This window comes from Caulobacter segnis, from assembly GCF_003243465.1.
GTDB classification, from domain to species: domain Bacteria; phylum Pseudomonadota; class Alphaproteobacteria; order Caulobacterales; family Caulobacteraceae; genus Caulobacter; species Caulobacter segnis_A.
The window spans coordinates 17,993-30,070 of sequence record NZ_QFQZ01000060.1; the positions used below are offsets into that span (position 1 = coordinate 17,993).

Annotated in this window: 13 protein-coding genes; 6 read left to right on the forward strand and 7 right to left on the reverse strand. The window is 67.1% G+C overall.

Going from position 1 to position 12,078, the window contains the following annotated elements:
- Positions 1-5: 5 nt before the first annotated feature.
- On the reverse strand, positions 6-767 hold the full coding sequence (ppk2, locus tag DI526_RS16765) for a polyphosphate kinase 2 (RefSeq protein ID WP_304280430.1): 762 nt from the start codon (positions 765-767) through the stop codon (positions 6-8).
- Positions 768-870: 103 nt separating this feature from the next.
- On the opposite strand from ppk2, the gene DI526_RS16770 reads away from it, so the two are divergent.
- Positions 871-1,587: a 16S rRNA (uracil(1498)-N(3))-methyltransferase gene (locus DI526_RS16770; RefSeq protein WP_304280433.1), complete on the forward strand. Its 717-nt coding sequence runs from the start codon at positions 871-873 to the stop codon at positions 1,585-1,587.
- A gap of 149 nt (positions 1,588-1,736) precedes the next feature.
- Positions 1,737-3,098, forward strand: a complete 1,362-nt coding sequence (locus tag DI526_RS16775) for a glutamate--cysteine ligase (RefSeq protein ID WP_304280435.1) — start codon at positions 1,737-1,739, stop codon at positions 3,096-3,098.
- Between the two features lie 6 nt (positions 3,099-3,104).
- Here DI526_RS16775 and DI526_RS16780 read toward each other — a convergent pair whose 3' ends face one another.
- Together DI526_RS16780 and DI526_RS16785 are read right to left on the reverse strand one after the other, a co-directional pair.
- Entirely contained in the window at positions 3,105-3,248 is a 144-nt protein-coding gene (locus DI526_RS16780) for a hypothetical protein (RefSeq protein ID WP_304280438.1), read from the reverse strand.
- An 88-nt stretch (positions 3,249-3,336) separates the two neighbouring features.
- Positions 3,337-3,864, reverse strand: coding sequence for a DUF427 domain-containing protein (locus tag DI526_RS16785; protein ID WP_304280441.1), 528 nt, complete (start codon positions 3,862-3,864; stop codon positions 3,337-3,339).
- Between the two features lie 242 nt (positions 3,865-4,106).
- Here DI526_RS16785 and DI526_RS16790 point away from each other — a divergent pair, with 242 nt between their 5' ends.
- Positions 4,107-5,975: a peptide MFS transporter gene (locus DI526_RS16790; protein ID WP_304280444.1), complete on the forward strand. Its 1,869-nt coding sequence runs from the start codon at positions 4,107-4,109 to the stop codon at positions 5,973-5,975.
- Between the two features lie 320 nt (positions 5,976-6,295).
- Positions 6,296-6,784: a GNAT family N-acetyltransferase gene (locus DI526_RS16795; protein WP_304280447.1), complete on the forward strand. Its 489-nt coding sequence runs from the start codon at positions 6,296-6,298 to the stop codon at positions 6,782-6,784.
- 27 nt (positions 6,785-6,811) lie between these two features.
- On the opposite strand, the gene tldD is transcribed toward DI526_RS16795, so the two are convergent.
- Genes tldD through DI526_RS16815 form a run of 4 tightly spaced genes read right to left on the reverse strand, consistent with a single transcriptional unit; the run spans position 6,812 to position 10,025 of the window.
- Positions 6,812-8,248: a metalloprotease TldD gene (gene tldD / locus DI526_RS16800; protein ID WP_304280450.1), complete on the reverse strand. Its 1,437-nt coding sequence runs from the start codon at positions 8,246-8,248 to the stop codon at positions 6,812-6,814.
- A gap of 56 nt (positions 8,249-8,304) precedes the next feature.
- Positions 8,305-9,120, reverse strand: coding sequence for a GIN domain-containing protein (locus DI526_RS16805; protein ID WP_304280454.1), 816 nt, complete (start codon positions 9,118-9,120; stop codon positions 8,305-8,307).
- Between the two features lie 18 nt (positions 9,121-9,138).
- Positions 9,139-9,702 carry a DUF1700 domain-containing protein gene (locus tag DI526_RS16810; protein ID WP_304280457.1) on the reverse strand — a complete coding sequence of 188 codons (564 nt, stop codon included), beginning with the start codon at positions 9,700-9,702 and terminating at the stop codon, positions 9,139-9,141.
- A complete protein-coding gene (locus DI526_RS16815) occupies positions 9,699-10,025 on the reverse strand; it encodes a PadR family transcriptional regulator (protein ID WP_304280460.1) in 327 nt (108 codons plus the stop codon). Before DI526_RS16815 ends, DI526_RS16810 begins: the two co-directional genes overlap by 4 nt.
- Before the next feature lie 377 nt (positions 10,026-10,402).
- Between DI526_RS16815 and coxB the strand changes: the two genes are divergently transcribed.
- Positions 10,403-11,332 carry a cytochrome c oxidase subunit II gene (gene coxB / locus DI526_RS16820; RefSeq protein ID WP_304280462.1) on the forward strand — a complete coding sequence of 310 codons (930 nt, stop codon included), beginning with the start codon at positions 10,403-10,405 and terminating at the stop codon, positions 11,330-11,332.
- Between the two features lie 22 nt (positions 11,333-11,354).
- Positions 11,355-12,078, forward strand: a 724-nt coding sequence (locus DI526_RS16825; protein WP_304280465.1) for a cbb3-type cytochrome c oxidase subunit I, incomplete at its 3' end; no start/stop codon positions are given.

A 12,078-nucleotide genomic window follows, 5' to 3' on the forward strand; every position in this document is an offset into this window, starting at 1 on the left:
TCGTCCTAGCGCGCCAGGCGCCCATCCTGCAGCGCGCTGGGCTCGAACGAGAAGATCATCTCGGGATCGGGTCGCGCCACGCCCTTGGCGATCTTCTTGTCGCCGGCCGCGTGCAGCAGCCAGCGGATGACGTTGAGCCGGGCGGCTTTCTTGTGGTCGGCGCGGACGCAGATCCAGGGCGCGACGTCGCTGTGGGTGCGCATCAGCATCTCGTCGCGGGCGGCCGTGTAGTCGTCCCACTTCTCCTCGGCGACCTTGTCGAGGTCGCTGGTCTTGAAGGCCTTCAGCGGATTTTCGCGACGGGCCTTCAGGCGTTCGGCCTGCTCCTCGCGACTGATGTCCAGCCAGAACTTCACGTAGCGCAGGCCGTTCTCGACCAGCATCCGCTCGAAGGCCGGCACGTCGCGCAGGAACTGCTCCTGCTGCTCGGGCGTCGAGAAGTCCATGACCCGCTCGACGCCAGCGCGGTTGTACCAGGAGCGATTGAAGATCACGGCCTCGCCGCAGGCCGGCAGATATTCGACATAGCGCTGGAAGTACCACTCGCTGCGCTCGCGCTCATTGGGCTTGGGCAAGGCGACCACGGTGGTGGCGCGTTTGGACAAATGCTCGGTGACACGGGCGATCGTGCCGTCCTTGCCGGCCGAGTCGCGGCCTTCGAAGATGACCAGGATCTTCCAGCTGTCCTTGATGGCCTTCTTCTGCATCTCGATCAGGGCGAGCTGCAGTTGCGTGAGTTCGTTCTCGTAGTCGTCGGACTTGCTCATGACGGCGAGCCTACCCCCGGAAAGCCTTGTTTGTCGCGCGTTCGGGCGGCGAAACCGCTTCACACTTTCGCCTAACGCGCTCGAGTTGCGCTAGAAGGACGCCATGATCCGTCTTTTCGTTCCCAATGACCTGTCGGCCGGGGCCGGCGTCGTCCCGACTGTCGACCAGTCCCGCTACCTGACCTCGGTCATGCGCCTGTCGGTCGGCGACGAGGTTTTGCTGTTCAACGGTCGCGACGGCGAGTGGCGCGCCAGCATCGTCGAGGCGACCAAGCGCGGCTGCCTCTTGAAGGCCGAGGAGCAGAGCCGACCAATGCACGTCGGGCCTGACCTCGACCTGATCATCGCCATGGTCAAGCGCGGGCGCGTCGAGACGATCGTCGAGAAGGCCGCCGAGCTGGGCGCGCGTCGCGTTCGCCTGACGATCACGCGCCGCACCAATGTCGACTTCGTCAAGCTGGGCCGCCTGGACGCCATCGCCATGGAGGCCGCCGAGCAGACCGGTCGCCTCGACGTGCCCGAAATCCTCGACCCCGAGAAGCTGGACAAAATCCTCGACGGCTGGGATCCGACGCGGCGCCTCGTCTTCTGCGACGAGGGCGGCGACGCCAAGCCGGCGATCGAAGCGCTTGCTGGCGCCAGCGCGCCGGCCGCGATCCTGATCGGCCCAGAGGGCGGTTTCGCGCCGGAGGAACGCGAGCGGCTGCGGGGGCTTTCCTTCGTCACGCCGGTGTCGCTAGGGCCTCGCATCCTGCGCGCCGACACCGCCGCGATCTCGGCCATGACCCTGTGGCAGGCCGCGGCGGGCGACTGGCGTTAGCGCGCCGCACACGATTTAAGCTCAAGGCTGCCCCTTGAGGTTCGCAAAGAAAACGCCCAACTGGGCGTGACCGAGTAGTATCGCCGTCGGCGGAGAGAATGGGCCCTCTCCTCCCGCAGCATCGCAACCCCTGGGGAGGGACGGCTTGCATGGCCGACACCGCTAGCGTCCAGGAGCGTCAACTGACGCTCTCCGATCTGACCGACTATTTCGCCCGGGGCTGCAAGCCCAAGGAGGCCTTCCGTGTGGGCGCCGAGCACGAGAAGTTCGGCTTCTACCTGAACTCGCACGCCCCCGTGCCCTACGAGGGCGACAACGGGATCCACGCCCTGCTGACCGGCCTGCAACGCTTCGGCTGGAAGCCCGTCATGGAAGGCCCGACGATCATCGGGCTGGAGCGCGACGGCGCCAATGTCAGCCTGGAGCCCGGCGGCCAGTTCGAACTGTCCGGCGCGCCGCTGGCGACCATGCACGACATCTGCGACGAGACCGGCAAGCACCTGGACGAGGTCAAGACCGTCGCCGACGAGCTGGGCCTGGGTTTCGTGGGCCTGGGCTTCTCGCCGCTGTGGAAGCGCGAAGAGGTGCCGGTCATGCCCAAGGGCCGGTACGTGATCATGCGCAACTACATGCCCAAGGTCGGCAAGCTCGGCCTCGACATGATGCTGCGCACCTGCACGGTGCAGGCCAATCTCGACTTCTCCAGCGAAGCCGACATGGTCGCCAAGTTCCGCATGAGCCTGGCGCTGCAGCCGATCGCCACCGCCCTGTTCGCCAATTCCCCGTTCACGGAAGGCAAGCCGAACGGCTTCCTGTCGGCCCGCGCCAACGTCTGGACCGACACCGATCCCAACCGCACGGGTCTGCTGGATTTCGTGTTCGAGGACGGCTTCGACTTCGAGCGCTACGCCCGCTACGCGCTGGACGTGCCGATGTACTTCGTCAAGCGCGGCGACAAGTACATCGACGTGGCCGGTCGCAGCTTCCGCGACTTCATCGAGGGCAAGCTTCCGGAGGTGCCGGGCGAGATCGCCACGATGAAGGACTGGGCCGACCACACCACGACCGCCTTCCCCGAAGTGCGGCTGAAGACCTATCTGGAGATGCGCGGCGCCGACGCCGGGCCGTGGAGCCGCCTCTGCGCCCTGCCGGCGCTGTGGACCGGCGTCTTCTACGACGACGCGGCCCTGGCGGCGGCCTGGGACCTCTGCAAGGACTGGACGATCGAAGACCGCGAGGGTCTGCGCCGCGACGTGCCGAAGCTGGGCCTCAAGGCCAAGGTCGCCGGCCGCACGGCCCAGGACGTGGCCAAGGATTTCGTGGCGATCGCCAAGTCCGGCTTGAAGAGCCGCGCCCAGCTGAACGGCGGCTTCCTGGACGAGACGATCTATCTGGGCGAACTGGAAGCGATCGCCGACAGCGGGCTCACGCCGGCCGACCGCCTGCTGGCGCTCTACGAGGGCGAGTGGAAGGGCGATATCGGCCGCGTGTTCACCGACTGCGCCTACTAGCCTTCGCTAGAAGAGCGCGCGGACGCCGGCGATGATCATCGCCCAGGCGGCGACGGAGAACGCCAGCGCGCCCACGCGACCCCAGGCCATGCGGAAGCGCGGCGTGGCGGGGGAGGCGTCTGCGGAATGGTGGTACGAAATATAAGCCATGGTTTCTTCCGCGCTCCTCTGACGGAAGCTCAGCGCTAAATGTCGCGCCTCCAACCGTTAACACGGACTAAACTTTAAGGGAGTGCGACTAAATGGCCCCTACATCCTTAAGGGGAGCGCCGAGGTCGCGTTCGGTCTTGTCAGGATCGGGCATGTCGACATTGGCCGGCCAGTGTTCGGCCTGGCTGGCGCCGGAGCCGCTGTCGGTGTGGCGCACGACCTCGTCGACATCCATAGCCTCGGTTTCCGCCGGCGAGCGATCGTCCAGCTGGAACTCGACATGCTCGGGATAGAAGGCGATGCGTGCGGCGATCGGTCCCACGGCCGCGTACGGGTCCTCGTAGGACCACGCGGCGTTGTCGATGATCTGGCGGTCGCGATAGATCGTGAAGTACGACGCATCGCCCTTGTAGGGACAGTGGGTCACCTTGTCGGTGCGCCGCAGGAAAGCCATCTGCACGCTGTCGCGCGGGAAGTAATAGACCGGCGGGTAGTTCGCCTCCCGCAGCACGAACACGTCGTCGCTGTCGGCGATGCCATGGCCCTCGAAGATCACGCGCACCGTGCCCGGGACGGGCTCGATCGTGATCGGGTGGGTTTCGTCGGGGATCTTCATCTGCGGCTCCCGGAACTTGAAAGGTCACCGGATCAACGCGCGGGCGCCCGGCCAAGCTCCACACGCGCCGGTCGAGCCGGCGAGGACGGCAAGCCGTTGCTTGTGAAACGCCGGCTCGCGTGATCTTCTCCCCGGCCATTGGGGTCGGCGAGGGCGATTTGACCCGGTCCGCGTCGAGGGGACGCGCCGGGACGGTCCGCGTAGCTCGCCACGTTTCTTAAGAGCTTGGGCAAGGCTTGGGTATGAACATCGTTATCGCCGCGGGCGTCCTGATTACGCTCGTGACCGGAATTCCCGTCCTCATCCAGCTGCTCAAGGGCCATCCGCGGGGCCTGATCATCTGCTTCCTGGCCGAGATGTGGGAGCGCTTCTCCTACTACGGCATGCGGGCGATCCTGATCTTCTACCTGACGCAGCACTTCCTGTTCGATCCGAAGACGGCGTCGGGCCACTACGGCTCCTACACCTCGCTGGTGTACCTTCTGCCGCTGCTGGGCGGCATGCTGGCCGACAAGTGGCTGGGCACGCGCAAGGCCGTGGCGTTCGGCGCGCTGCTGCTGGTGGCGGGCCACCTGGCCATGGCGGTCGAGGGCAAGCCCGCCGTCCAGACCCTGACCTATGGCGGCGCCACCTACGCGTTCCAATCCGAGGGCCGCGGCCAGGAGCGCGTCTCGCGCCTCGTCGTCGCCGGCAAGCCCTACGAGGTGGCCGCCACCAAGACGGGGGACTTCGAGATCGAGGGCCTGCCCGCCGATGCGCCGCTCCCCGCCGTCCTGCCCAAGGCCGACTACAAGCTGGACGTCGCGGGTCGCGACCCGTTCTATCTGAACGTCTTCTGGTTCGCCCTGTCGCTGATCATCCTGGGCGTCGGCTTCCTGAAGCCGAACATCTCCACGATCGTCGGCCAGCTCTACCCACAAGGCGACCCGCGTCGCGATCCGGGCTTCACCCTCTACTACTACGGCATCAACCTGGGCTCGTTCTGGGCGTCGATCCTGTGCGGCCTGCTGGGGGTCAATATCGGCTGGTGGGCGGGCTTTGGCCTGGCGGGCGTCGGCATGCTGGCTGGCTTCATCGTCTTCGTGCTGGGCAAGCCGTGGCTTGAGAACAAGGCCGAGCCGCCGAAACCCGAGGTGCTGAAAGCCAAGGTCCTGGGGCCGCTCAGCCTTGAGACGACGATCTACGGCGCCTCGCTGCTGGGCCTCGTCGCCATCTTCTTCCTGGTGCAGTTCAACGGCGTGGTCGGCATGACCCTGAACGTCGGCATCATCGCCTCCCTGGGCTATATCGGCTGGTTCATGGCGACCAAGTGCGCCAAGGCTGAACGCGAGCGCCTGGCGCTGGCGGTGTTCCTGATCTTCGGCGCGGTGGTGTTCTGGACCCTGTTCGAGCAGGCCGGCTCCTCGCTGAGCCTGTTCGCCGCGACCAATGTCCAACTGGACCTGGTGCGCGAGCCGGTGCGCTTGTTGGGCGGGGCGATCACCCTGGCGACGCCCGAGCAGCTGAAGGCCGCGGCGATCGATCCGGCCGCCACCTTCTGGATCAACACCAGCTTCAACGCGCCCCAGACCCAGTCGTTGAACGCCGGCTGGATCCTGATCTTCGCCCCCATCTTCGCCGCCCTCTGGACCTTCCTGGGCGCGCGCGGACGCGATCCCAACCCGGTGATCAAGTTCGGCCTGGCGCTGATCCAGGTCGGGGCGGGCTTCCTGCTGCTGAAGTGGGGCGCGACCTTCGCCGACGGCGCCTTCCGCCTGCCGCTGATCTTCCTGGTGCTGATGTACATGCTGCACACCACCGGCGAGATGTGCATGTCGCCGGTCGGCCTGTCGCAGATGACCAAGCTGTCGCCACTGTCGATGGTCTCGTTCATGATGGCCGTCTGGTTCCTGGCCCTGGCCATCGCCCAATGGGTCGGCGGCAAGATCGCGGGCCTGGCGGCCACCGAGACGGTCGGCGGGCAGGTCCTCGACCCCGCCCTGGCCCTGGCCGCGTCGCTGAAGGTGTTCAACATGATCGGCCTGGTGGCCGTGGCGATCGGCGTGCTGTTCCTGGCCGTCTCGCCGGTCCTCAAGAGGTGGTCGCACGGCGCAGACGACGTCACCGCCTGAGCTGACCAAGACGAACGAAGGGCCCCGGCGACGATTCCGGGGCCCTTCTCGGGACGCGGAGGGGCCACGTCCCTACCCCAGGTGGGAACGGCCCGGCGATGGCTCAAATCGCCGGACCGCTTTCCGCTCCTACCCGAAGCCCAAGGCGCGACGTTTCCGCCGCGCGATTCCGAAAGTCCGGCCGGACTAGCCGAGGTCGATGCGATTATTGTGACGCTCGCCGGACTGGAGGTCAGCGTGCCGTCACAGGCGGGGCGGGGAAAGTTACAAGCCGGAAAGCTGGATTAAACCTTGGACAGGAAAGGGCGGGGCAGATCGCGATGGCTGGCGTGTTGACCGTGGAAGACCTCGCCGGCGCCGGCGGCGAAGCGCTGCTGGCCCTGAACAATGCGCACGCGCGGGAGCTGTCCTGGCTGGAGCCTGAGACGCTCGCTAGCATGGTCGCCGAGGCCTTCGTCGCGCGGCGTGTCGGCGTGGCCGACGCCCTGCTGCTGGCCTTCGACCAGGACGCCGACTACGACAGCGTCAACTACCTGTGGTTCCGCGACCGCTTCGATCGGTTCGTCTATGTCGATCGCGTTGTGGTGGCCGATGCCGCGCGGGGCAGGGGGCTGGCGCGGCGGCTCTACGACGAGCTCTTCGCCGCCGCCCGCGCCGCCGGTCACGCGCGGATCGTCTGCGAGGTCAATTCAGAGCCGCCCAATCCGGCCTCGGACGCCTTCCACGCCGCGCTGGGCTTCGTCCCGATCGGAACGGCCCAGATCCATGGCGGCGCGAAGACGGTGACCTATCTGGAGCGGGGTTTGTAATTCCGACATTCGCCGGGGAGGTCGGGGTTAAACCGCCGTCCCGCCCACCGTCAGGCCGGTGATCTTCAGCGACGGCTGGCCCACGCCCACCGGCACACCCTGGCCGGACTTGCCGCAGACGCCGATGCCGGGGTCGAAGTCGAAGTCGTTGCCGATCATCGTGACCTTGGTCAGGGCGCTGGGCCCGTCGCCGATCAGGGTCGCGCCCTTGACCGGGGCGGTGATCTTGCCGTCCTCGACCAGATAGGCCTCGGTGCACTGGAAGACGAACTTGCCGTTGGTGATGTCGACCTGGCCGCCGCCGAAATTGGCGCAGTAGAGGCCGCGCTTCAGCGAGGCGATCATCTCTTGCGGATCATCGTTTCCGGCCAGCATGCCGGTGTTGGTCATGCGCGGCATCGGCATGTGGGCGTAGGACTGGCGGCGGCCGTTGCCGGTGGCCTTCATGCCCATCAGGCGAGCGCTCATCCGGTCATGCATGTAGCCCACCAGGATCCCGTCCTCTATGAGGATGGTGCGTTCGGTGGGCGTGCCCTCGTCGTCGACGGTCAGCGAGCCGCGGCGGCCGGCGATCGAGCCGTCGTCGAACACGGTGACGCCCGGCGCGGCGACGCGCTCGCCGATGCGGCCGGAGAAGGCGCTGATGCCCTTGCGGTTGAAGTCGCCCTCCAGTCCGTGGCCGACGGCCTCGTGCAGCAGCACGCCGTTCCAGCCAGGGCCGAGCACCACGTCCATCTCGCCGGCCGGGCAGGCGACGGCGTCGAGGTTCACGAGGGCCCGCCGCAGCGACTCCTCGACCTGCTCCTGCCACTTGTCGGGGCTGATCCAGGCGGAAAAGCCGGCGCGGCCGCCGGCGCCCGAGCTGCCGGTCTCGCGGCGGCCGTCCTTCTCGACGGTGACCTGGACATTGACCCGCACCAGCGGGCGCACGTCGCGGATCAGCCGGCCGTCGGCGCGCAGGATCTCGACCACCCGGCGCTCGCCCGCCATCGAGGCCATCACCTGCACCACGCGCGGGTCGCGGGCCCGGGCGAAGGCGTCGATCTCCTGCAGCAGGGCGACCTTGTCGGAGAAGTCGGGCGAGGAGACCGGATTGTCCTCGCCGTAGAGCTTTTCGTTGGTGGCGCGGGGGCCTTCGGCGGCCACGCCGGCATGGCCGCGCTTGGCCAGGCTGGCCGAATCAGCGGCGCGGCGGATGGCGGCCTCGGAAATCTCGGCGGCGTGGGCGTAGCCGGCCGTCTCGCCGGCCACCACGCGCAGGCCAAAGCCTTCGCCGCTGTCGTAGGAGGCGCTCTTCAACCGTCCGTCGTCGAACACGAAGGACTCGCTCTCGGAGCGTTCGAGGAACAGTTCGCCGTCGTCGGCGCCGGCCAGGGCCTCGCCGAGAACCTGGCGGGCGCGCTCGGGATCGACGCCGGCCGCGTCGAGCAGGGACAGGGAAGAGGCGGGGAAGGGAGCGTTCATGGTCCTACAGGTAGGCCTTCGAAACGCATCCGTCACCCCGCCCCTTTTGTCGCGGATCAGTAGTCGCGGCGGATTTCGCCCGAGCCGGTGATCTCGCTGCTGACGGTCTTGGGCTCGGTGCGCAGCTCGACGTCGCCGCTGCCCGAGATGGCGATCTTGGCCTTGGCGGTGGCGAAGATCGCCCCGCCGCCGCTGCCCGAGACGTCGACCAAGGCTTCCTTGGCCTTCAGGTCGCCCAGATCGACATGGCCGGAGCCGCTGTTGTCGATCGAAGCCATCTCCACCCGTCCGGCCGCCTCGACGTCTCCGCTGCCGCTGACGTTCACCGAGAAGGTCGGATGGTCATAGCGACGGATGTCGAGATCGCCCGAGCCCCGCACGTCGAACTTGGTGACGTCCGGCGCGATGATCGTGATCTTCGCCCGTTCGGACTCGCTTTGGACGTGGACGCCGAAGGCGTTGATCGTGACGCTGGCCTCGTCGCGCTCGTCATTGTCGATCAGGGCGATGCGTCCCCCGTCGACCCGCAGGCGGTCGAGGTATGACTTCGGGCCCGAGGCGACGATCTTGGCTTCTGGCCCCTGCACGAAGACGACATCGACCGGGACGTCGATCTGCAGCGTGTCCTTGCCCGTCCAGGGGAAGGTGCGGTCGATGCTTGGCGTGACGGCTCCGCCCCGGGCGTCGAAGTGACGTTCCGTGTGGATCACCTTGCCGTTCTCGCGGATCACCACCGTGTCGCTGCGATTCAGCGGAAAGGTCCAGCCGTCGTTCAGGATCTGTGGGCCGGCGAGCACCGCCACCCCGGCGAAGCAGCCGACGGCGAGCGCGAAGCTGGCCCCGGCGACGATGAGCGTATTGCGGATCAACATGGTCCCCTCCTATGCCGCTCAGGCTTGTTCGATGGCCGGCTTGAGCAGCCGGTAGTGGAGGCGGGCGTACCAGACGACCGCGTTGAAGACGCCGACCGTGACCAGGGTCAGCAGCGCGCCCAGGCAGGTGGCCAGGCCCATCAGGCCCAGGCCGGCCAGGAAGGCCGTGATCGGTCCGCCAGGCGGTCCGGTCAGCGGTCCGGCCGCGAAGACGAAGCCACCGGCGACGAAGACCGACACCACGGCGATCAGCATGCCGAACAGGGTCATCAGGACGCCCATCAGCAGGGGCAGCAGGATGATCACGTCGATGGCGCCCAGGCCCAGCAGCGCTATGACGGCGGCCATGGCGTTGGAAGGGTTCTTGCGCTCCTCCCATTGCTTGAGGCCGGCCTCGGCGCGCAGTTCGCGGGCCAGGCGGTCGGGATCGCCCAGGGCGGCGGCCACCTCGGCCTCGCTGCGGCCGGCGGCCTCGGCGTCGGCGAAGTGGGCCTCGTGATCGGCGACGATGTCGGCGATCGTGGTGACCGGCAGGCCGGCCAGGCCGCGACGCAGGCGGGTCATGAACTCGGCGCGGGTCATGCGGCGGCTCCCACGATGGCGTTGACGGCCTGGCTGAAGGCGACCCACTCGCCCTTCTGCTGTTCCAGGCTGCGACGGCCCTGCGCCGTCAGGCGGTAGTATTTGCGCGGCGGACCGCTCTGGCTTTCCACCAGATAGGTCTCGACCAGCCCATCCGACTGCATGCGGCGCATCAGCGGATAGATCGTCCCTTCCCCCATATCGATGTCCTTCGTGAGCCTGCTGGCGATCTCGTAGGCGTAGCTGTCGGCGTGCGAGAGCAGGGCCAGCACGCACAGCGCCAGCACGCCTTTCTTCAGTTGGATTTCAATGGCTTCCGGCACGGTGTCCTCGCCTCCTTGGATGCTTACTGGTACCGCATGGTACTGAGTGTCGCAAGGTACCTATCCATGAACGATACGTAATGATGCGGAAATGGCGGCGAGCGCGGGGAGGGGGCTGAGTAGCGGCGGGAGGAAATGCGCGCACGGCGAAGCCGCGCCCAGAGTGTGGTCTCTGGCGCTTGGCAACGGCTGGCGATGCGCGTATGCAGCCTCGATAGGCCTTTTCTGGGGCGGGCTGCGTGTGACTTTGCGTCTTGTTGGACGCCGTCGCTCGCACGACCGCATCAGGGGCCGTCATAAGCAAGTCGGCGCGGCGTGGCTTTGATCGATATCAAAGGGTCAACGTCAGATCGCCGCCGAAACGGGCCGTGAGGGATATGAAGGCGAAATTTTCGGGGATTCGGCGGGTCTTGACGGGCGCCAGCGCGCTCTCCGCCAGTGTCGTTTTCGCGGGGCAGGCCCTCGCCGAGGATTTGCTGGGGCAGCCGACGCCGGGGGCGATCGATCTCCAGCCCGCCGCGTCGGAGCTCAAGCACCACGCGATCTGGTTCCACAACGTGATCCTGCTGCCGATCATCACGGCCATCACCCTCTTGGTGCTGGGCCTGCTGATCTGGATCGTCGTCCGCTACAACAAGAAGGCGAACCCGGTTCCGGCCAAGTTCAGCCACAACACCACGGTCGAGATCATCTGGACCTTGGTGCCGGTGCTGATCCTGATGGTCATCGCCATCTTCTCGTTCCGGCTGCTGTTCCACTACAACGACATGCCCAAGCCCTACATGACCGTGAAGGCCACGGGCTATCAGTGGTACTGGGGCTACGAATATCCCGACCAGAAGATCAGCGAGATCGTGTCGCTGCCGCTCACCAAGGAGCAGGCCAGCGCCAAGAAGGTCCCGTATCTGCTGGCCGCCGACAACGCGATGGTCGTTCCGGTGGGCAAGGTGGTCCGCGTGCAGGTCACCGGCGCCGACGTGATCCACTCGTTCGCCCTGCCGGCCTTCGGCCTGAAGACCGACGCCATTCCGGGCCGCCTGAACGAAACCTGGTTCAAGGCCGAGAAGACCGGCGTGTTCTACGGCCAGTGCTCTGAACTGTGCGGCGTCGACCACGCCAACATGCCGATCGAGATCCAGGTGGTGACGCAGGCGCAGTTCGACGCCTGGGTGAAGTCGAAGACGGCGCCGCCGGCTCCGGCCGCCGCCCCCGCCGAGGCCGCTTCCGCCGCCGCCACGCCCGCCGCGACCCCGGCCGCCGCTCCCGCATCCGCTCCGGCCGCGGCGCCCGCCGCGCCGGCGGCTTAAGATACTCGCAGGATAAAGTCCGATGGCTCACGCCGCTGACATCGACCACCACGACGGCCACGACGCCGATCACAAGCCGCCCTTTTTCGCCCGCTGGTTCTTCTCGACGAACCACAAGGACATCGGCACGCTGTACATCCTGTTCGCCATCATGGCGGGCATTGTCGGCGGCGCGCTGTCGGGCCTGATCCGCTGGGAGCTGATGGAGCCGGGCATCCAGGTGTTTTCCGACACCGGCCTGCTGGCCCAGCTGGGCGTCTTCAAGGGCAAGCACGGCTACAACGCCGTCGTCACCGCCCACGCCCTGATCATGATCTTCTTCATGGTCATGCCCGCCATGATCGGCGGCTTCGGCAACTGGTTCGTGCCGATCATGATCGGCGCGCCGGACATGGCCTTCCCGCGGATGAACAACATCTCGTTCTGGCTGCTGGTCGCCGCCTGGATCCTGCTCTGCGTGTCGATGTTCGTCGACGGCGGCCCGGGCCACGGCTTCGGCGGCGGCTGGACGATCTATCCGCCGCTGTCGACGATCGGCCACAAGGGTCCGGCCATGGACCTGGCGATCCTGTCGCTCCACCTGGCCGGCGCCTCGTCGATCCTGGGCGCGATCAACTTCATCACCACGATCTTCAACATGCGCGCGCCGGGCATGACCCTGCACCGCATGCCGCTGTTCGCCTGGTCGGTGCTGATCACCGCCTTCCTGCTGCTGCTGTCGCTGCCCGTCCTGGCCGGCGCCATCA

Bases quoted from the DNA above. Each gene is read 5' to 3' on its own strand.
- DI526_RS16775 (WP_304280435.1), top strand. From the start codon at position 1,737: ATGGCCGACACCGCTAGCGTCCAGGAGCGTCAACTGACGCTCTCCGAT.
- DI526_RS16770 (WP_304280433.1), top strand. From the start codon at position 871: ATGATCCGTCTTTTCGTTCCCAATGACCTGTCGGCCGGGGCCGGCGTC.
- ppk2 (WP_304280430.1), bottom strand. From the start codon at position 767: ATGAGCAAGTCCGACGACTACGAGAACGAACTCACGCAACTGCAGCTC.
- DI526_RS16780 (WP_304280438.1), bottom strand. From the start codon at position 3,248: ATGGCTTATATTTCGTACCACCATTCCGCAGACGCCTCCCCCGCCACG.
- DI526_RS16790 (WP_304280444.1), top strand. From the start codon at position 4,107: ATGAACATCGTTATCGCCGCGGGCGTCCTGATTACGCTCGTGACCGGA.
- DI526_RS16795 (WP_304280447.1), top strand. From the start codon at position 6,296: ATGGCTGGCGTGTTGACCGTGGAAGACCTCGCCGGCGCCGGCGGCGAA.
- DI526_RS16810 (WP_304280457.1), bottom strand. From the start codon at position 9,702: ATGACCCGCGCCGAGTTCATGACCCGCCTGCGTCGCGGCCTGGCCGGC.
- DI526_RS16805 (WP_304280454.1), bottom strand. From the start codon at position 9,120: ATGTTGATCCGCAATACGCTCATCGTCGCCGGGGCCAGCTTCGCGCTC.
- DI526_RS16785 (WP_304280441.1), bottom strand. From the start codon at position 3,864: ATGAAGATCCCCGACGAAACCCACCCGATCACGATCGAGCCCGTCCCG.
- tldD (WP_304280450.1), bottom strand. From the start codon at position 8,248: ATGAACGCTCCCTTCCCCGCCTCTTCCCTGTCCCTGCTCGACGCGGCC.
- coxB (WP_304280462.1), top strand. From the start codon at position 10,403: ATGAAGGCGAAATTTTCGGGGATTCGGCGGGTCTTGACGGGCGCCAGC.